Origin of the sequence: Enterococcus sp. AZ078 (assembly GCF_051714985.1) — a bacterium.
Taxonomy (GTDB): domain Bacteria; phylum Bacillota; class Bacilli; order Lactobacillales; family Enterococcaceae; genus Enterococcus_B; species Enterococcus_B hirae.
In genome coordinates, this window is sequence record NZ_JBIOSW010000001.1 from 497,473 (window position 1) to 514,318 (window position 16,846).

A 16,846-nucleotide genomic window follows, 5' to 3' on the forward strand; every position below is an offset into this window, starting at 1 on the left:
ATGAGGAGATGCTATAGCAAAAACAGCCTATTTAAATTTTTATGAATCATACGCTTGATACAAAAAATAGAAAAACTTGGACAGCCCTCTTTTTTTAGAATAGCAATCGAGAGCTAAAGGATAATTATTAGGATAAAGAACCATATACTGGAATTTTAAAAATGCTTTCTAAAACGATCATTTTATGAAAAAAATTTTTGAGTAAACATGTTATCATCCAACTTATCATTAATTATAAAGAGAATCATAAGGAGGATTTCTTTCAAATGACTAAAAAAAAGAAATTACTGAGTCTATTGCTCCTTTCATCCTTAGGAATGATCACTTCACCCGTTTTTGCAGTACAGGAAGAGCAACAAAATGTTAACACGTCAGTGCGCACTACAAATGCCCAACCAAATCAGGTGACGATGGTATTGGATAAATATATAGTCGGTCGTAGTTTATATATCACTGGGCGCTATAACAGCAATAAAGCAGTTTTTTTGAGAGCCGAAGTCAACGGGAAGAAAGAGGCATTAGTTACTTCAAAAAGTTTATTCAGAAGAAAAATTCGTTACTACATTGGGAAGTTAAAACCAACGGATCATGTAGAGATTATATTATTCAATAAAAATTATCAAGAAATCGGACGTCAAAAACTGGCTTTTGAAGAACCGATCAAGACAGAGATTACTTTAAATAAATATATAGTTGGCACTGATACAGAAATTACTGGCACTTACAACGGAACGAATGCCATGTACATGCAAGCTGAAATAAATGGTCAAAAAAAAGCCTTCGTGCCTTCGCCAAAATTAGTTGATGGAAAAATCCAATACTATGTGGGGCAATTACAGCCAGCAGATCATGTTGAACTGGTCTTGTTTGATCAAAACTATCAAGAAATTGGACGGCAATCTGTGCAAGTCGCAGAACCAGCGCAAGTCAAAATCAATGTAGCTGATTATGTGATCGGTAAAAGTGATCGTATCCTCGGAACATATGAAGGACCAAAGGCAACATATATGCAAGCTGAAGTCGATGGTCAAAAGAAAGCTCTTGTGCCTTCCGTAGAACTAACTAATGGGAAAATCAATTACTACGTTGGTCCATTAAAGCAAACTGATCAGGTGAAAATTGTTTTGTATGATCAAGATTACCAAGAAATTGGACGTCAAACTGTTCCACTATCTGTCAAACAAGAATTTTATATTTTGGGTCCTACAATGGATGGAACTAGCGGAAATACAGAGCGACTATTAATCACTGCTGAAAATCAAAGAGTCTCTGTTAAAGCAATGGCTAATGCTCTTAAAGGAGTGATGGTTCCGATGGATAATGCGTTTGGTCATGCACCTTATTTCACGTTAAGGATCACTAATCCAGATAATCAAATGATTTATAGTGCCGTTTTTCGAGGGGATATGAAGGTGGGATACGATGTTCCTTTGGGGATGGTGAGTGTTCCGAACGGAAGTAAAGTGGTGATGGAACATGCAGAAGGAACGACCCGTTTCACGACGAATGATAACCATGTGTTAAGAAATAAACTAGGGAAAACTTATACCTATAAGATGGAAGATAATCGCTTGGTATTAATAAGTGTCACTCAGTGATCCTATTATCAAATTTTTCACTCATGGATAGAAACCTTCGCAAAAAAATGAAGAACAATAGCAGCTAATTCAAAAGATAAAAATTACTTGGATTTCTATAAAGCCTTCTGGCTGGCTTGTTAAAGTAAAAGATCGTCATAAGATAATAAGAAATTCCAAGTGCTGTTGGAAACTAATGGATGGAAAAGATAATCTAATAGAATATAGGCTACTTATCATTTAACTTAATTCAGTTTTAATGGAGGAGAAAGAAGTGAATTATAAAAAAAGTTTATTGATTGCTTTGTTATCCGTTTCATTTTTAGGTGCTATAACGACTACTCGAGTTTTTGCATCGCAAAATCAAACCAGCGTTGGGGTACAAGGAGCGCAAATAAATGGAACAGATAAAATTGCAAAACAGATACAAGGCAACGATGCACTGCAGATGCACAAAAATCTAGCTATGCAAACAAAAAGAATGACATCACAAAAAGTCATGATTACTTTAGAAAAATATGTGCTTGGTCGTAGTTTAGATATTACCGGTTCTTATAATGGAACAGACGCGGTTTATTTACGAGCTGAAGTCAATGGTAAAAAAGATACGCTTGTGCCTTCAAGAGAGTTAGCTAGTGGGAAAATTAGCTATTATGTCGGGAATTTAAAAGCAAGCGACAACGTGGATATGGTGTTATTCAACAAAAACTATCAAGAAATCGGACGTCAACAAGTAACGTTTGAAGAACCTGTGAAACCAGTGATAACGTTAGAGAATTATATCGTTGGACGTAGCCTTGTTATCTCAGGAAGCTATCATGGAGCAAGTGCTACCTACATGCGAGCAGAAGTGAACGGTCGAAAAGATTATTTGGTATCCACTGAAAGTTTAAAAAGAGGGATCATCAATTACTACGTTGGTAACTTGAAACCAACGGATAAAGTAGCTATTGTTCTCTTCGATCAAAATTATCAAGAAATCGGTCGCCAAGTGGTGACTATAACAATGCCACCAAAAGAACCCATCACTTTGAACAAGTATATAGTCGGTAAAAGCACATTCATTACTGGCAGTTATGCGGGTACTAATGCCGTGTATCTACGGGCAGAAGTCAATGGAAAAAAAGAACGGTTAGTTACCTCCAAAGAATTAGCGAGTGGTAAAATCAATTATTATGTTGGTAAATTAAAGCAAAATGACCAGGCAGAGATCGTTCTTTTCGATAAGAACTACCAAGAAATCAGTCGTCAAATGGTGCCGATGTCAGTAGAGCAAGTCTTTGATATCAAAGGACAATCAGTTGATGGGAATCCAAATAAATTATTGATCAAGTTCAAAGATCAACAGCTAACGATCAGTGAAAATTATCTACCGGGTCGGTCAGTAATGATGAATGATCAATTTAAAAATAAACTGTATTTCAGTATCTCAGTAATGGGGCCTCAAGGAGAAAATCTTTTTAGTATGTCATGGAATGGAAATAGTCGCGTTTCAAATCGACAAATGGGAACCTTCGAAATTCCAAATGGAAGTACGATTAGCATGTATCATGCACAAGGGAATACCCTCTTTGATACAAATGATAATGTAGCATTGAGAAATAAAACAGGGACTAATTATATATATAAAGTTGAAAATGATCGATTGGTATTGATCAACGTGAGTTAAAGTATGTTATTTCTTTACAGCGTGTGTTGTTTTTAGTGATAAGACAAAAAATCTCAAAACATCTTTTTCGTGTTTTGAGATTTTTTGCTTGAGGTGAGTATTTGGGAAAGACTCTAGTACACTTTCAATTTTGATTAGTCTACGTCATGCCGAATTAACTCAGGCATATTCGCTGTCAATTGACTTCTTGCAAAATCTAAATCATTAAGCCAATCTTTAATCTGTTCTTTTGCTAGGATTAAGGGCATGCGATCATGAACGGGAAGCACTGATTGACTTGGTTGAGTGGTCAAAATGATTGATTCGGTTTCAAATCCAGCTTCATTTTTATGGATTCGATAAAAACCACCGACATAAAGGACGGACGTTTGACTGTCAGTGAACATTACTTTGTGTTTGTCAGAATCCCATTCATAAAAACCCGACATTGGAAAAACACAACGAGGCTCTTTGAAAGGGTGAGAGAATGTCTTTTTTTCTTCGACAGTTTCTGCTCGAGCGTTGATCATTCGCTGTCCTTTTTTAAAACCGGTAAAGCCCCAACGAGTGATACCTGGCACAACAGCGGATTCTTGATTAAGACCTAACGTTACTACATGGTTCGATGGAAAAATTTCATTTTTTCCGATGTGGATTTGCCGACTTTCTGCCTGTGGCTTTACTTGTTCATAATATTTTTTCAGCTCATCGGATGCTAAATCAAAAAAATAACGTCCACACATAATTTTTTCCTCCAATCACTAGTTGATAAAACGATCCAATAGTTAGTTAATGGTTGGCAAAAGCCTGTCTCATCAACTAAATAGGATCCCACGGTGTACGAACTTTTCTGGTAATACGTCAAAAGGGCTAGACTTACTTTGTTTCATTGAAACTTTAATTAGATTGTAACGATAAATGCTCTATTAATAAAGTAAACGCTATCATTTGGTTGCGATGAGAGATCTGTTAGTGGAAGCAATGTGGTTTAATTAATTGACGGTTTGGCGGAGTTCATTCATTCGCAATTTTCCCTCGGACAATACTAAGTGATCAATCAAAAAAATATATCCGAAAAACAAAAAATGTCATCACGTACACTCTTTTCGAAACTACCGAAGTAGCCAAGAATGTACTGATGACGTGGGTTTGGCACCCAATGGGCCGTGAGGGGCTCGAACCCGCGACCCGCTGATTAAGAGTTCGTTATTTAATGGTGTTTTAAATGAAGATAAACGAATTTACAGCATTTATATATGCTTATATACCGCAAATTATCCCAAGTTTTTATATATCCTACCCGAGTTTATACCCGAGAATATAATTTTTTATCGTTATTTTATATCTTTTTTTAATAGGTTTTCAAACGCTGTAGTTGCTGTATCTTTTTCTTTGCGTAAGACATGGCCATAAACATTCATTGTAGTATTAAAATCTCGGTGTCCTAATCGTTTTTGAAGCTCTTTTGGAGTCATATTAGGGTCGCTAAGCAAATAGGTAGCTGATGTATGTCTAATGTCGTGAAAACGAATGTGACGCAAATTGTGACGTTTGGTGAATCGTTTGAACTTCTTATACAGATAACTTCCACGTGGCAAAGTTCCATCTTGTTTTGTGTCGAATATAAAATAGTGTTTTAGTTTCTTTACGTTTAATTTCCAACGAATCTTTTTATTCTCTTTGATTAATTCATCTAGCATATCAAATAGATAAGCAGGACCGGTTACTATTTTTTCATCATCATCATTTTTCAAACCTGGAAGCAACCGAATATCTGATTTTCCATCTACTTCTGATATCCGCTGATGAAATCTTATTTCTTTTTTCTCAAAGTCAATATCTTTTTCTTCTAAAGCTGCAATTTCTCCTTGTCTTGCTCCTGTAATAAATGCTAGAACAATTAAAGTTTTAATTTCTATGCTTTCCTCAAATGCTGCTTTTAGCATTGCGTGGATTTCTTCTTCAGAATATGGTTCTTCGATATTCTTTTTTACGCCTTTTTCTTTCGGTATTTTTACATTTTCCACAGGGTTTTCTTTAATTGCACCGTACTCATTTTTAGCCATCAAAAATAAATTGTTAACGGCATATAACATGCGAAGCTTTGTATTTCTTGATAAAGGTTTATCTGAATTTCTCCCAGGATCTTTTGTGTTGATTCTTTGAGCATTAACAACAATTTGTTTTATCATGTATGGCTTAATATCAATTAGAGGAATAAAATCGAATTTGTCAAGAAATCTATTCTCAATCATTCGCTTATAGTTATGATAAGATTTTGGCTCTAAATTTTTTTCAGCCTCTGAAAGCCATATTTTTCTATAAAATTCACCAAAAGTTATATTGAACAAATCCAACGAATCATTAGTCATTCCTTCGAATTGCTCTAACCAAATATTTAATTCTTTATATGCCGATCTTTTACTATTCGCTTTTATAGTTTTGCTTTTTCTTTTGGCTGAACCATCAGGTTTGTATCCTAATACAGCTCTCAGTCTATACGTTTCCTTATCTACTTGTTCTAAGTATCCTGTTACTTCTGACATAATTGAATCAGCTCTCTTTCTCTGATACAATAGACAACATAAAGAAGCCTATCGTATAGGTTTGTTTTTTTCTTAGAACACGCTCGCTTTGGTCGGTGGGGCGTGTTTTTATGGTAAATTTAGTAGTTCCTTTTTCTTTGCATTAAATTCTTCTTGAGAGATAATCCCCTCATCTAGAAGTTCTTTATATTTTCTAATTTCATCGATTTCGGAAGTTGCCTCAACAGAAGTATTAGAAGTATTCGTCTGATTAGATATAATACTTTCTAATTTAGCACTTAGATGGTTATATTGATCGAATGAATTTTTACCAACAAGTGAATTTATTTTTGTCTCATTGCTTATCAGATCATATTTGATTTTTCTATTATCTTTAAGATATATTTCTATTCCCAATCTATTAATAGACTCCCATTCTTTTCCTCCTGTTCCAGCACCGATTAGTGCGCCGATAGGACCGACTAACGCTCCGCCTACTAAAGCACGTGTAATTCCATGATGTTTTTTGATTTTTCCGCCTAAAAATATAGGAGTAAAGGTTTGGATTTCATCATATTTTACAACAATTTGTGCTCTATTCATAAGTATAGATTTTTTAATCAGAAATGCTTTATCTTTGTCATTAAAAATGATATCTCCAATCATCAGATCTGAATTTTTTTTAAAATATTCTAATCTATTTTTTTGAATATCTTTAGCAGATAAATTCGAAGAGTTTGAAGAAAATTTTGTTTTAATTTGTTCTGTCGACAAAGATTGTACCATTTGAATATCAGCTATACTTGAAGTGAAACCAGCACGAGAAAAGCATTTTTTACAAACATAATTTCCATCAGAAAGTTTTATTTTACCAGTAAGAGAACCAATTTTATTTGTACATATTACACAAATTTTTGCCATTTAAATATACCTCACTTCTTGTTATAATATATTTGCAATCTCAGAAATGAGGAAGAGTCCATGTGAAAGCATGGGCTTTTTTATATATAAAAACCACCTAACCAAATGGCTAGGTGATTTTTGTTATTACACAATCATTCTGCCAATAACATATAGTTCATCATATTTATCTGCATAGAAATCTGGATACAAGCGATTTCCATTTTTATCACGTTCACAATTTAAAGATACTAATCGTAGTCTTCGATTTTCTACATACATCTTTTTTAAAAATGCTTCGCCATTTATTTCCACGGCACCAATTTGACCATTTATAACATGTGGAGTCTTTTTAATAAAAACTATTTCTCCATTTTCAAAAGTGGGATGCATACTATCTCCATCTACCATAAAAGCAAGATCATAATGAGAAGGAATCTGAGATTCTCTCATTGTAACGGTACCTAATGGACGTTCTTTATCGTAATTAGAACAACCATGACCTGCTGATAATAAACCCACATATGAAACTTCTTGTTTTTTATCTTCATCAATATCTTTTCCAAAATTGCCTTGAATAATGTTCGATCTATTTTGTTCTTCTAATTCATTTTTTGCAAAATCGTAAACTTTTTGTTGTCGAGGTGGAGTTAGTTGAGAGTATATGCTATTTATATCTAAATTTTTTTCATTTTGTTTTTTTAGATCACTAGAAAATCTAGGGTCTATATCAGATTTTTTTACGCCAAAAAAATCTGATATTTTTTGAATATTTCCTTGATTAGGAGTTGAAGTACCTTTTATATAACCAGTTAAAGTACTTTTTGGTATACCGGTAGCATTATGAATGTCAGTTTGTTTCTTATTATATTGCTCCAATAATTTGTTAATATTATTAGAAATCATTTTTCTAATTTCTATATCCTTAGGTGTCAGTTCCCCTCTACCTCTAGCCATGCGTATCACCTCTCTTTATTTTAAAGTATAATAGGTAATTTGAATTTTGTAAACAAAAGTACGAAAAAAATCGAACAAAAAATCAAATTAGCGCTTTACAATACGAATTAATTCGTATAAAATGGTGGTAAGTTAATAAGGAGGTGTAATAAATGATTTCTATATCTTTAAGATCTGCTAGAGTTAATGCTGGTTTAACAATAAAAGAAGCAGCTAATATTATTGGAATACATCATGAGACATTATCAAAATATGAAAAAGATAGTTCTAACATTCCTATGTCTTTGTTGAATAAATTATCTGATTTATATCAAATTCCTACAGATTATATTTTTTTAGGGAAAATGTACGATTTAATTCGTAATATAGAGAGCAATAGAGGAAAACAACCGGCGTAGGAGGTGATAAAGAATGGAAGAGAGAAAAATTTGTTTTGATAAAGCATCAAAACAAATAGTGATGGAATCAGATATTGGAATTTTAACTATTACTAGATATGGCTTTAGATATGAAGTTAAAAAGGGATAATCCCTAACTTATCCCTGTACAGATTATTTGTTGTTTTTATCAAATTCAGCTTTTTCTTTGTAAAGCTCTTGGCTTCTAGCAATCATTTTAAGCACTTGAGATGCTTCAACAGGCTGTGAATCTTCTGAAACGCCGAACTCTTCTGCTAGTTGTTTAACAGCATAATCTAGATCTTTAATGTCAGCCATATTTTTCATTGCCTTTCTTCATTGATATTTTATCAAGAGGTGAAAGTTAAAACAATAATTGTAGGAGGTGAGAAGGATGGAGCAACTAGCTTTAGTTAACCTCACAGATCTCAAGGCTTCTTTGGCAGAATCTGAGATTACGAATGAAGTGTGGGATACAAAGCAAGCTGCGGAATACTTAAAAACCACAACGCGCACGCTAACTAAAGATGCTGAATCTGGAAAGATTCCAGCAGCGAAAGTTGGCAGAGAGTGGAGGTTTAGTAGCATCGCTTTGTACCAATATCTAAAAGGAGGGGAAACACAGGTGAGTTAACAGGATGCTGGTATCTTACATTCATCACTTCCGAAAAGAGGAGTTGCAGGTTACCTCCTTTCTATATCTGCAACCAATACTACTTTTTCATAATGCAACTCCTCTTCTTGGAGGTGGTGACGGTGAGAAACAAAGGAGGGGTTAAATGACCCTACAAGAGCATCAACACTTGATGCAAAAACTAAATCAGGAATACCACGAAGAAATGAAACCTAGATTGTTAGGGGAACAATGGCGTGAACGCCAAAAGAAGTGGCAAGAAATAAAAAGACCGACTAGCGACTGCAATCGCTAATCGGCAACAAACAAATTATACCTAAGGAGATTTTATCATATGAACGAAAAAATTAAAACATTGGTTAATGAATTGCAACAGGAATGCCGAAAAGAAGGAGTTGCCGCTATTTGTACTCTTCAAAGAAAAGGTCATGTTATCAACATGCTAGTCGGTGATGCAACAGATGTAGCTTTTTGTTTGGCAGTACAAGAGAAAGAACTTAATGAAAATCTACCATTGCCATCCAAAATTTTAAGAGCGGTCGGAAGTGCAGCACTAGAAGGTGCGCCAAATAAACAAAATCATACCTTTGTTATTGACAACGAGGAGGATCTCGCTGACGTGATGACTCGCATTCTCAAGGGGGAATTCGAATGATTAAAATCAATACGCTTTGGATTGCACTATTTGTCTTTATGCTTGTAGTAATCTCAAACGCTAATTTGTTTGCAGGCTGTTTATTTGCAGGAATGATTACTTTGCTAAGTTTACTAGAAGATTTTACAAAGAAATCAGGTGCTAAGCATGAATGATTTTGCACAGTCGTTAGACAATTATATAACTGATCCTGATTATGCTAAACCACCCTATGAAGCACCAATCGATGAGGAGGATGAAGATGAGTAAATCAACTTTAGACATGAGCCATCAAGAATGGCTCGAAGACCGCAAAAGAGGTATTGGTGGTTCAGATGTCGCAACCGTACTTGGATTGAATAAACACAAATCCCCTTATCAATTATGGCTTGAGAAAACGGGTCAAATTGAATTAAAAGATTCAGAGAGCGAACCAGCTTATTGGGGCAATGTTTTAGAAGAAGTTGTTGCCAAAGAATTTCAAGAAAGAACAGGCAAAAAGGTTCGTAGAAGAAACCAAGTGTTTGAACATCCGTTACATCCATTCTTAAGAGCAAATATCGACCGTGATGTAGTAGGAGAAAATGCCATTCTTGAATGTAAAACAGCGAATCAATTTCTTAGCAAAGAGTGGGAAGGCGAAGAAGTGCCACTTAGTTATTTGTGTCAAGTGCAACATTATATGAATGTTTTGAACAAGGATTATTGTTATATCGCTGTGTTGATTGGTGGTCAAAGATTTATATGGAAACGAGTTGAACGAGATCAAGAACTGATTGACATCATCACAGAACGGTTAGTTGATTTTTGGGAAACGAACATTATTGGCGGAGAAGAGCCACTGATCGATGGAAGTAAAGCAACGTCAGATTTTCTAAAAGAGCGTTATTCGGAATTAGATTCAACTGAAATTATGCTTCATGCCGATTATGATGTTCTACTCGATCAAAAAGAAGAGTTACTCAAAAATAAGAAGGAACTAGAGAAGAGTATTCGACAAATCGACAATCAAATTATCCAAGAACTTGGAATAAAGAATGCCTCTACAGGTATCACACCTAATCGGATTATTTGTTTAAAATCAGTCGTTTCTAAACGAAAAGACTTGAAGAAAATAGCAGAGAAATATCCAGATGTGATGAAAGATGAGGAAATTTACAGTTTATCAACTTCAAATAGATTAGTGATAAAGGAGATTCAGTGATATGGCAACAAGTAAAGATTTAAAGAATCAACTAACAGAAAAAAACAATCAAGTAGTGGATGTTTCAAAATTAGGTTTTAAAACATTGATGAGTCAGCCAGCTATGAAAAAGAAATTCAATGATATTTTACACGAAAAATCAGATGCTTTTATGGGTTCTCTTTTAACGTTAGTTGGTGGCGATGATTATTTATCTAAAGCAGAGCCGATGACAATCATCGCTTCTGCTTTAAAAGCAGCAACGATGGATTTACCAATAGATAAAAATTTAGGATATGCCTATATTGTTCCATTTAATCGGAAAGAAAAGGTAGGAAAAGATTGGATTACGCATAACGAAGCCCAATTCATCCTAGGATACAAAGGCTATATTCAGTTAGCACAACGTTCTGGACAATACAAAGCACTTAATGCAATAGAAATTTATGAAGGGCAATTAATTGAATGGAATCCTCTGACAGAAGAGTTTCAGTTTGACTACAATGCGAAACAATCTGATCGAGTCATCGGTTATGTTGGATTTTTTGAATTACTAAATGGGTTTAAAAAAACTGTTTATTGGACGAAGCAAGAAGTAGAAGCTCATCGTATCAAACATGCCAAAGGGTTTGATAAAACAAAGCTAACTGGAGCGTGGAAAGAGAATTATGATGCGATGGCGATAAAAACCGTCTTACGTAACATGTTAGCTAAATGGGGAATTTTATCTGTAGAAATGCAAAATGCGGTTACTTCTGATGAAAGAGTTTTTCGATTTGATGAAAATAATGATCTTGTAGAAGAAGTTACTTTAAATGATGCAGAACCAATCGAACCAGAACGTAAAGAAGCAGAAAAAGTGGAAGGTGTATCATCAGCGTTTGATGAATACGAAGAAACAGCAAATACAGACGAACAACAGGATTCATTGTTCGATGATATGAATCCACCACTATAGCGAGGGAGTTTACCCTCGCTTATCTAAGGAGGTGATAGTGTGGCAAGACCAACAAAAGAAGGTCTTGATTATTTTCCTCTTGATGTTGATGTTTTCGAAGATGAAAAAATAGAGGCTATTGCTGGGGAATTTGGACTTAAAGGAGAAATTGCGGTAATCAAACTGCTTTGTGCGATATATAAAAAAGGATATTTCATTTTGTGGAATGATTTAACGCAAGCTACTCTTTTAAAACGCCTGCCAGGAGTAAGTAAGGAAATGCTCAATCAAATAGTGAACCGCTTAGTCAAATGGGGTTTTTTTGATAAACAACTGTTTGACTCGGTCGAGGTGCTTACGAGTGAGAATATCCAAGCCACCTACTTTGAAGCGACAAAAAGACGAAAATCACCAAAACCAACTAAGTATGTAATTAACGCAAACATTAATACACAAGATGAAAGAGATAATGCTGACATTAATCCCCAAAGTAAAGGAAATAAAAGTAAAGTAAATGAAACAAGAGTATCTTCTTCTGGATCTAGTATAGATCTTCATTCAGAAAATAGCGCAGAGAGCTATTGGCTAAATCAAGTGAATCCAGCAGAAGCACCAATGGTTTTAGAATCTATTCGTTTTTGGGTAAATGATTTTCAAGGGCAAGATGAAATTGTCATCATGGCGATTGAAGAAATGCTAAAAAATGGTGCTAAAAATTATAACTATCTCGATAAAGTGCTAAAAAGTTGGGAAAACAAACAATTAGACACCGTTGAAAAAGTGAAAAAGCATTTGCAAGGTCATTATTCAAAATCGCCTAGAAATGCAAATAGAACGCTTGAATATGAGAAATTTAGCACAGATGAGTTGCCTATTTGAGAGGAGGCGTAGGCATGGAAACTGTTGGGGAAATCATGGAAAAGCTGATACAGAAAGTGCTTGTCCAACGTGGCGAATGTCCTGAATGCGGACAGCCCTTGTATGAATGGCGTACGAAGAATCCTGATGGCTCAGATCGTTGTAAACCAACTTGTATGCAATGTGGGTATAAAGCATTGCGAGTTCAGGAAGACTTACAGACAGAGCAAATGTACAACGAAAGTCTGAAAGCAAGAGCTATCAATTTTTTCAAAGGTGGTTCTGTCGTGCCTAATAAAGCTTTGTTTGATTGTACATTGCATAATTATCAAATCGTTGATCAAGAAACAAGACAAGCGGTTGAAGTAACCAAACGCTTTGTTAATTCAGTCTTGTTAGGAAATCCAAGTCATCTTGTTTTAACTGGCAAACAGGGAACAGGTAAAAGTCACCTAGCGATGGCAGCGGCTTGGGAAGTTTTGAGGCGATCAAACTACGACAAGAAAATCTTGTTTATCGGGTTACAGGAAATGCTGGATCAAATCAAGTTTTCGTACAACAATCCTGAACTTAGAAAAACGATTGAAGGGTCGTTGATTGCAGATATCAAAACGGCGGATTTAGTTGTCATTGATGATATCGGTTCAGAGCTAGGAAAAGATGCTTCAGATAGTCGAGCATTTGGCATAAACACGCTGAATTCGTTCTTGGATGCACGACAGAACTTAGCAACGATTATCACAACGAACTTGCTTGGGAAAGAACTGGAAAAAGCTTACGGCAAGAGGACAGTTTCAAGAATGTTTGTCAATTCTGATGGATTTACGATGGTCTTTTCTCAAACAACCGATAAACGATTAAAACCAGTAAAAGGAGCGACAGCATGAACAAATACCGCAATCGAAAAACGGTTCATCGTGGGATCAAATTCGATTCTGTAGCAGAAGCAGAGTACTATGATCTGGCAGTATGGCAAGCGGAAGCAAACGGCTGGAAAGTAAAGCTTCAGGAAAGATTTGAACTATTGCCAAAATTTGAATTGGAAGGCAAGAAGTACCGTAAAATCGAGTATATTCCTGACTTCACGTTTTATAAAAACGGTAAGCTTGTGAAAGTTGTAGATGTCAAAGGAATGCAGACAAAAGATTTTAAAATCAAAGCGAAACTGTTCTGCCATCGTTATCAAGTGCCGTTGATATTAGCTAAAAAATATGGCAAGACGTTCAAGGAAGAGAGTTTTTAAAAGAAAGATTAGGAAGGTTTGAAAATGAGCAGAAAAAAGAAATTCATTCCAGAAGTTAACCAAGAGGTTGAATGCTTCTGTTGTGATTCAAATAGAGAGACACCATGGCTTTATCCATTTTCGGGATATGTAAAACATGTTTATGACAATTCAGCGATGGTAACGATTGATAGTACTCATCCAGACGATGATGGTTTAGTAGTTGAATGCTATGGGAAAACGATTGTTCCATTTATAGAAATGAGGGCTGTGAAATGCTAGATATGAAAGGTTTACTAAATATCGCATCAGCTTTTTTAGGATGTGGACTTATTTTGGCAATGGCAATGCTTGTATTAGCAGGAGTAGTCAAATTCGGCGTACTACTTTGGCAAATGATTTTTTAGGAGGAAAAAATAATGACACTTACTTTTAAAAATGTTCTATCTAGAAACTTTGACCTGGAATATGAAATCCCCCGTGAAGTAGGAGAACATTACGAATCATTAGTTTCATTTAATCGAGGCTATGATTTCAATCAAGAAGTCAGACAGTACGTTGTAAACTTTGTAGAACAATTTAGCGAGTTTCTAACTCTAGAAAATGAACAGCAACTGAATGAAAGGCTCGTGAAATACAATAAGTTAGTTGTCGAATTAAAAACAAATATTCTCAAAGCGACAACTATTCCATCAGTGATGATTTGCGGACCAGCAAATTATCCTACTAGAAGAAAACAAAAAGAAGAGGAACGGATTTATCGTTTAGAAAGTGAATTGTATTCGCAAGATGGAAAACATGCTCGCTTTATTGAAAATACAAGAAAGATGTTTGATCCTGTGTTGATTGAACAAAAAAATGAATTGGATAAAAAGCGAAAAGAAAGAGCAGAAGAAAAAGGCTGGCAAGATTTTTACACTGAGTTAGAGCATGACGAATTAGCAGGATACGGTTTTGATGTTGCAAATGACCGACTTTATATCGAAACACATGGCAAGCCATCAGATGAGGTACGAGCTTTGTTTAAGAAAGCAGCATTAAGATGGTCACCTAAAAATCAACGATGGCAAAGAATTCTAACCGTTAATGCGATAAATTCTGTCAATCGTAATGTTATGAATCAATTAGGACTACCAGAAATGGAGGATGGCAAATGAAAGTCTACGTTGTAGCAATAACTAGTGGACAATACATGTTTCCAGTTGGAAATGGAAAGCTATATAAATCAAAATCGGCAGCAAATAAGTTTTGTGATCAATACAATCAAAAGTTACCTGTTGCTACTGAGTCGAAAGCAAGAGTGTTGGTTGCAGATAACTGGCATGAGGAAAGAGAGGACATCAAATGATAAAACAGCTCATTCAATTCAGCATGGATTTATATGATATCGAATCAGGAGCAACAGTATCTGTGGAATCTGATCATCTAATCATAAAATTTGCTGACGAACGTCAAATTATCATATGGGTAGTTGACGATATGCTATATCCAGAAATTGTACATGATTTCGAAGAATCAAAAGCTGTTGAGTTTGAAACAGTAAAAAAAGTAATGGAATTGATTGAAAAATACGGGGAGGACAGCGAATGAATTTTTATATAATTAAGTTTGGTCAATATTTTTACAGAAAAAGTGATCGATTTATAAATGTTGTTTCATTAAATTTAACTTCTCTATTACAAGATTCTCAGTGGTTTGATAGCTATGAAAACGCAATGGAAACTGCGGAAAAATTCGGTGGTGAAGTTAAAGAATGCAATATATTGGGATTGGAAAATATGGAGGACAGCGAATGATACCGAAGTTTAGAGCGTGGGATCAACGAAAGAATGTAATGAGAGACGTAGCAGTCTTACATTTTACTAAAAGCGGAAAGGTCAACACTATTGAATATTGGAAAACTCCTTCTGAATTGAAATCGTATCATGTGAGAAATATTGAACTCATGCAATCCACAGGACTGAAAGATAAGAATGGTGTGGAGATATTTGAGGGAGATCTAGTATCAATCAGCGTGCAAAATGGATTTGATTATTTAGATAAGAAAGTTTGTATTGTTAAAAATTCAATAGATTATTCCGGATTAGTTTGTGCCTCTGTTGAAGAAGACTTAGAGTATCAAGTTTTTAATACAGAGCTGTTTGAAGAATACACGTATGAAGTCATCGGAAACATCTACGAGAATAGCGAGTTATTGGAGGAACAGCAATGAATAAACAAGAAGCCATTAAAGAATTAGAAAGCCATAAAATGATAGGAAATGATGCAAGATCAGCTTGTTATAACGAAGCTATAAAAGCAGGTATTTTTGTTATAAATCAACTAGACGAACCGCAGAAGCAAGTTGTGCCTGGGTTTGTAGCTGAACTACTTGATTATTACCGTCAGTCACCAGATGTTGATTTATTAGCATTATTAATAACTTTCAAAGATTGGTATTATAGCACAGCTAAAGACGGTGATCATGAAGAAGCAATTGATTGGTTAGTTAAGCATCCCGAAATTTATATGCGTGCATGGTTATTCGGCTACGAGGTCGAGAAAGAGCCGTTGTATTACGTTAAGATACCGTCATTAGCTTATGATATGTTCCTAGTAAAAGGTGAAGACGGTGAATTGATAGTATTTCAGAATACTTCTTGTGGTACTAAGTTTACAGAAGCGGAAATCAAAGCAATTGATGAAAGATACTGGGCATTTGCTGTGCCGGTGGAAGAAGGATGAGTTTCAAAGAAGGCGACAAAGTAGTGACTAAAATAGGATCAGGCGTGTCATTATACTTCTTGGACAACGAATATTATATAGTTCAAGATGCTTCGATGCCTGGCAGAATCGTTTTGATCGACGACGATAAACAGCGTTTGAGTTGGCCATCTAGTAAATTCGAATTATATGAGGGGGAAACGGAATGAAAATACACGAACTAAAGATACTACCAGAATACTTCGAAGCAGTTACAAGCGGACGTAAACAATTCGAAATCCGCAGGAATGATCGTGATTATAAGGTTGGTGATCTGTTGTATTTAAGAGAATGGAACGGTGAGAATTTCACAGGCGACTCATATAAAGCAGAGGTAACTTATATCACTGATTATGCGCAGAAAGATGGATATGTTGTGATGGGAATCAAAGGACTGGAGAAAGCAGAATGAGAAACACAATCATTAAAACAGATAACGACGAACAAGGCTGGATGGACTCATTCAACGATTGGAATAGTAGCAACTACTCATTAAATCAAAAAATTGATTCAAAAGAGGTTGAAGAACTAAAAAAGATAATCGATGAATTTAATCACTCTGTAGCAAGTGGTCCAGCAGTTCGATTGGAGGAAAAAGAATGATCTATCCTTTTATCTTTATTGTACTTTT

General features: G+C 35.2%; 28 protein-coding genes. 23 read left to right on the top strand and 5 right to left on the bottom strand.

The genetic code is table 11. The features are described from left to right. The first annotated feature begins 266 nt into the window (after positions 1-266). Positions 267-1,598 (top strand): immunoglobulin-like domain-containing protein, encoded by a 1,332-nt coding sequence (locus IGJ18_RS02370; protein WP_438842811.1) that lies wholly within the window; start codon positions 267-269, stop codon positions 1,596-1,598. A gap of 253 nt (positions 1,599-1,851) precedes the next feature. Continuing rightward, positions 1,852-3,246: an immunoglobulin-like domain-containing protein gene (locus IGJ18_RS02375; protein WP_438842812.1), complete on the top strand. Its 1,395-nt coding sequence runs from the start codon at positions 1,852-1,854 to the stop codon at positions 3,244-3,246. 134 nt (positions 3,247-3,380) lie between these two features. On the opposite strand, the gene IGJ18_RS02380 is transcribed toward IGJ18_RS02375, so the two are convergent. From IGJ18_RS02380 to IGJ18_RS02395, 4 genes are all read right to left on the bottom strand, one after another. Next, entirely contained in the window at positions 3,381-3,968 is a 588-nt protein-coding gene (locus tag IGJ18_RS02380; protein WP_438842813.1) for an SOS response-associated peptidase, read from the bottom strand. 591 nt (positions 3,969-4,559) lie between these two features. Continuing rightward, the gene (locus tag IGJ18_RS02385) at positions 4,560-5,771 is read right to left on the bottom strand and encodes a tyrosine-type recombinase/integrase (RefSeq protein WP_438842815.1); all 1,212 of its coding nucleotides are present in this window, start codon (positions 5,769-5,771) and stop codon (positions 4,560-4,562) included. A 108-nt stretch (positions 5,772-5,879) separates the two neighbouring features. Next, the gene (locus tag IGJ18_RS02390) at positions 5,880-6,671 is read right to left on the bottom strand and encodes an SHOCT domain-containing protein (RefSeq protein WP_438842816.1); all 792 of its coding nucleotides are present in this window, start codon (positions 6,669-6,671) and stop codon (positions 5,880-5,882) included. 126 nt (positions 6,672-6,797) lie between these two features. Further along, positions 6,798-7,607 (bottom strand): LexA family transcriptional regulator, encoded by an 810-nt coding sequence (locus IGJ18_RS02395; protein WP_438842817.1) that lies wholly within the window; start codon positions 7,605-7,607, stop codon positions 6,798-6,800. A 152-nt stretch (positions 7,608-7,759) separates the two neighbouring features. On the opposite strand from IGJ18_RS02395, the gene IGJ18_RS02400 reads away from it, so the two are divergent. Next, positions 7,760-8,005 carry a helix-turn-helix domain-containing protein gene (locus tag IGJ18_RS02400; protein WP_438842818.1) on the top strand — a complete coding sequence of 82 codons (246 nt, stop codon included), beginning with the start codon at positions 7,760-7,762 and terminating at the stop codon, positions 8,003-8,005. 153 nt (positions 8,006-8,158) lie between these two features. Here the strand turns inward: IGJ18_RS02400 and IGJ18_RS02405 are convergent, their stop codons facing one another. Beyond that, positions 8,159-8,332, bottom strand: a complete 174-nt coding sequence (locus IGJ18_RS02405) for a hypothetical protein (RefSeq protein WP_438842819.1) — start codon at positions 8,330-8,332, stop codon at positions 8,159-8,161. A 67-nt stretch (positions 8,333-8,399) separates the two neighbouring features. On the opposite strand from IGJ18_RS02405, the gene IGJ18_RS02410 reads away from it, so the two are divergent. The 20 genes from IGJ18_RS02410 (at position 8,400) to IGJ18_RS02505 (ending at position 16,818) form a co-directional block, all read left to right on the top strand. Further along, positions 8,400-8,639, top strand: a complete 240-nt coding sequence (locus tag IGJ18_RS02410; RefSeq protein ID WP_438842820.1) for an excisionase family DNA-binding protein — start codon at positions 8,400-8,402, stop codon at positions 8,637-8,639. Positions 8,640-8,784: 145 nt separating this feature from the next. Beyond that, positions 8,785-8,934 carry a hypothetical protein gene (locus tag IGJ18_RS02415; RefSeq protein WP_438842821.1) on the top strand — a complete coding sequence of 50 codons (150 nt, stop codon included), beginning with the start codon at positions 8,785-8,787 and terminating at the stop codon, positions 8,932-8,934. Between the two features lie 39 nt (positions 8,935-8,973). Beyond that, positions 8,974-9,294 (top strand): hypothetical protein, encoded by a 321-nt coding sequence (locus IGJ18_RS02420; protein WP_438842822.1) that lies wholly within the window; start codon positions 8,974-8,976, stop codon positions 9,292-9,294. Next, positions 9,291-9,449, top strand: coding sequence for a hypothetical protein (locus IGJ18_RS02425; RefSeq protein WP_205220102.1), 159 nt, complete (start codon positions 9,291-9,293; stop codon positions 9,447-9,449). Before IGJ18_RS02420 ends, IGJ18_RS02425 begins: the two co-directional genes overlap by 4 nt. 80 nt (positions 9,450-9,529) lie before the next feature. After that, on the top strand, positions 9,530-10,477 hold the full coding sequence (locus IGJ18_RS02430; RefSeq protein ID WP_438842823.1) for a YqaJ viral recombinase family protein: 948 nt from the start codon (positions 9,530-9,532) through the stop codon (positions 10,475-10,477). Position 10,478: 1 nt separating this feature from the next. After that, entirely contained in the window at positions 10,479-11,414 is a 936-nt protein-coding gene (locus IGJ18_RS02435) for a recombinase RecT (RefSeq protein WP_438842824.1), read from the top strand. A 39-nt stretch (positions 11,415-11,453) separates the two neighbouring features. Next, positions 11,454-12,272, top strand: a complete 819-nt coding sequence (locus IGJ18_RS02440; protein ID WP_438842825.1) for a Lin1244/Lin1753 domain-containing protein — start codon at positions 11,454-11,456, stop codon at positions 12,270-12,272. Between the two features lie 14 nt (positions 12,273-12,286). Next, positions 12,287-13,138: an ATP-binding protein gene (locus tag IGJ18_RS02445; protein WP_438842826.1), complete on the top strand. Its 852-nt coding sequence runs from the start codon at positions 12,287-12,289 to the stop codon at positions 13,136-13,138. Next, positions 13,135-13,494: a DUF1064 domain-containing protein gene (locus tag IGJ18_RS02450; RefSeq protein WP_438842827.1), complete on the top strand. Its 360-nt coding sequence runs from the start codon at positions 13,135-13,137 to the stop codon at positions 13,492-13,494. Before IGJ18_RS02445 ends, IGJ18_RS02450 begins: the two co-directional genes overlap by 4 nt. Positions 13,495-13,518: 24 nt before the next feature. Continuing rightward, the gene (locus tag IGJ18_RS02455) at positions 13,519-13,755 is read left to right on the top strand and encodes a hypothetical protein (protein WP_438842828.1); all 237 of its coding nucleotides are present in this window, start codon (positions 13,519-13,521) and stop codon (positions 13,753-13,755) included. Beyond that, complete coding sequence (locus tag IGJ18_RS02460; protein WP_258925053.1) at positions 13,749-13,880, top strand: hypothetical protein; 132 nt, start codon at positions 13,749-13,751, stop codon at positions 13,878-13,880. The genes IGJ18_RS02455 and IGJ18_RS02460 overlap by 7 nt, the downstream gene beginning before the upstream one ends. 12 nt (positions 13,881-13,892) lie before the next feature. Then, entirely contained in the window at positions 13,893-14,630 is a 738-nt protein-coding gene (locus tag IGJ18_RS02465) for a hypothetical protein (RefSeq protein WP_367010885.1), read from the top strand. After that, positions 14,627-14,821, top strand: a complete 195-nt coding sequence (locus IGJ18_RS02470) for a hypothetical protein (RefSeq protein ID WP_438842829.1) — start codon at positions 14,627-14,629, stop codon at positions 14,819-14,821. Before IGJ18_RS02465 ends, IGJ18_RS02470 begins: the two co-directional genes overlap by 4 nt. After that, the gene (locus IGJ18_RS02475; protein WP_438772513.1) at positions 14,818-15,063 is read left to right on the top strand and encodes a hypothetical protein; all 246 of its coding nucleotides are present in this window, start codon (positions 14,818-14,820) and stop codon (positions 15,061-15,063) included. Before IGJ18_RS02470 ends, IGJ18_RS02475 begins: the two co-directional genes overlap by 4 nt. Next, positions 15,060-15,269 carry a hypothetical protein gene (locus tag IGJ18_RS02480; RefSeq protein WP_438842830.1) on the top strand — a complete coding sequence of 70 codons (210 nt, stop codon included), beginning with the start codon at positions 15,060-15,062 and terminating at the stop codon, positions 15,267-15,269. The genes IGJ18_RS02475 and IGJ18_RS02480 overlap by 4 nt, the downstream gene beginning before the upstream one ends. Beyond that, the gene (locus IGJ18_RS02485) at positions 15,266-15,685 is read left to right on the top strand and encodes a YopX family protein (RefSeq protein WP_438842831.1); all 420 of its coding nucleotides are present in this window, start codon (positions 15,266-15,268) and stop codon (positions 15,683-15,685) included. The genes IGJ18_RS02480 and IGJ18_RS02485 overlap by 4 nt, the downstream gene beginning before the upstream one ends. Then, positions 15,682-16,197, top strand: coding sequence for a DUF1642 domain-containing protein (locus tag IGJ18_RS02490; protein WP_438842832.1), 516 nt, complete (start codon positions 15,682-15,684; stop codon positions 16,195-16,197). Before IGJ18_RS02485 ends, IGJ18_RS02490 begins: the two co-directional genes overlap by 4 nt. Then, positions 16,194-16,385: a hypothetical protein gene (locus tag IGJ18_RS02495; RefSeq protein ID WP_207427681.1), complete on the top strand. Its 192-nt coding sequence runs from the start codon at positions 16,194-16,196 to the stop codon at positions 16,383-16,385. The genes IGJ18_RS02490 and IGJ18_RS02495 overlap by 4 nt, the downstream gene beginning before the upstream one ends. After that, positions 16,382-16,627 carry an ASCH/PUA domain-containing protein gene (locus IGJ18_RS02500; protein WP_207427680.1) on the top strand — a complete coding sequence of 82 codons (246 nt, stop codon included), beginning with the start codon at positions 16,382-16,384 and terminating at the stop codon, positions 16,625-16,627. Before IGJ18_RS02495 ends, IGJ18_RS02500 begins: the two co-directional genes overlap by 4 nt. Further along, complete coding sequence (locus IGJ18_RS02505) at positions 16,624-16,818, top strand: hypothetical protein (RefSeq protein WP_207427679.1); 195 nt, start codon at positions 16,624-16,626, stop codon at positions 16,816-16,818. The genes IGJ18_RS02500 and IGJ18_RS02505 overlap by 4 nt, the downstream gene beginning before the upstream one ends. Positions 16,819-16,846: the final 28 nt, after the last annotated feature.

Coding starts and splice junctions, on each gene's coding strand:
- IGJ18_RS02370 (WP_438842811.1), top strand. CDS start 267: ATGACTAAAAAAAAGAAATTACTGAGTCTATTGCTCCTTTCATCCTTA.
- IGJ18_RS02380 (WP_438842813.1), bottom strand. CDS start 3,968: ATGTGTGGACGTTATTTTTTTGATTTAGCATCCGATGAGCTGAAAAAA.
- IGJ18_RS02385 (WP_438842815.1), bottom strand. CDS start 5,771: ATGTCAGAAGTAACAGGATACTTAGAACAAGTAGATAAGGAAACGTAT.
- IGJ18_RS02390 (WP_438842816.1), bottom strand. CDS start 6,671: ATGGCAAAAATTTGTGTAATATGTACAAATAAAATTGGTTCTCTTACT.
- IGJ18_RS02395 (WP_438842817.1), bottom strand. CDS start 7,607: ATGGCTAGAGGTAGAGGGGAACTGACACCTAAGGATATAGAAATTAGA.
- IGJ18_RS02400 (WP_438842818.1), top strand. CDS start 7,760: ATGATTTCTATATCTTTAAGATCTGCTAGAGTTAATGCTGGTTTAACA.
- IGJ18_RS02405 (WP_438842819.1), bottom strand. CDS start 8,332: ATGAAAAATATGGCTGACATTAAAGATCTAGATTATGCTGTTAAACAA.
- IGJ18_RS02410 (WP_438842820.1), top strand. CDS start 8,400: ATGGAGCAACTAGCTTTAGTTAACCTCACAGATCTCAAGGCTTCTTTG.
- IGJ18_RS02415 (WP_438842821.1), top strand. CDS start 8,785: ATGACCCTACAAGAGCATCAACACTTGATGCAAAAACTAAATCAGGAA.
- IGJ18_RS02420 (WP_438842822.1), top strand. CDS start 8,974: ATGAACGAAAAAATTAAAACATTGGTTAATGAATTGCAACAGGAATGC.
- IGJ18_RS02425 (WP_205220102.1), top strand. CDS start 9,291: ATGATTAAAATCAATACGCTTTGGATTGCACTATTTGTCTTTATGCTT.
- IGJ18_RS02430 (WP_438842823.1), top strand. CDS start 9,530: ATGAAGATGAGTAAATCAACTTTAGACATGAGCCATCAAGAATGGCTC.
- IGJ18_RS02435 (WP_438842824.1), top strand. CDS start 10,479: ATGGCAACAAGTAAAGATTTAAAGAATCAACTAACAGAAAAAAACAAT.
- IGJ18_RS02445 (WP_438842826.1), top strand. CDS start 12,287: ATGGAAACTGTTGGGGAAATCATGGAAAAGCTGATACAGAAAGTGCTT.
- IGJ18_RS02450 (WP_438842827.1), top strand. CDS start 13,135: ATGAACAAATACCGCAATCGAAAAACGGTTCATCGTGGGATCAAATTC.
- IGJ18_RS02455 (WP_438842828.1), top strand. CDS start 13,519: ATGAGCAGAAAAAAGAAATTCATTCCAGAAGTTAACCAAGAGGTTGAA.
- IGJ18_RS02460 (WP_258925053.1), top strand. CDS start 13,749: ATGCTAGATATGAAAGGTTTACTAAATATCGCATCAGCTTTTTTAGGA.
- IGJ18_RS02465 (WP_367010885.1), top strand. CDS start 13,893: ATGACACTTACTTTTAAAAATGTTCTATCTAGAAACTTTGACCTGGAA.
- IGJ18_RS02470 (WP_438842829.1), top strand. CDS start 14,627: ATGAAAGTCTACGTTGTAGCAATAACTAGTGGACAATACATGTTTCCA.
- IGJ18_RS02475 (WP_438772513.1), top strand. CDS start 14,818: ATGATAAAACAGCTCATTCAATTCAGCATGGATTTATATGATATCGAA.
- IGJ18_RS02480 (WP_438842830.1), top strand. CDS start 15,060: ATGAATTTTTATATAATTAAGTTTGGTCAATATTTTTACAGAAAAAGT.
- IGJ18_RS02485 (WP_438842831.1), top strand. CDS start 15,266: ATGATACCGAAGTTTAGAGCGTGGGATCAACGAAAGAATGTAATGAGA.
- IGJ18_RS02490 (WP_438842832.1), top strand. CDS start 15,682: ATGAATAAACAAGAAGCCATTAAAGAATTAGAAAGCCATAAAATGATA.
- IGJ18_RS02495 (WP_207427681.1), top strand. CDS start 16,194: ATGAGTTTCAAAGAAGGCGACAAAGTAGTGACTAAAATAGGATCAGGC.
- IGJ18_RS02500 (WP_207427680.1), top strand. CDS start 16,382: ATGAAAATACACGAACTAAAGATACTACCAGAATACTTCGAAGCAGTT.
- IGJ18_RS02505 (WP_207427679.1), top strand. CDS start 16,624: ATGAGAAACACAATCATTAAAACAGATAACGACGAACAAGGCTGGATG.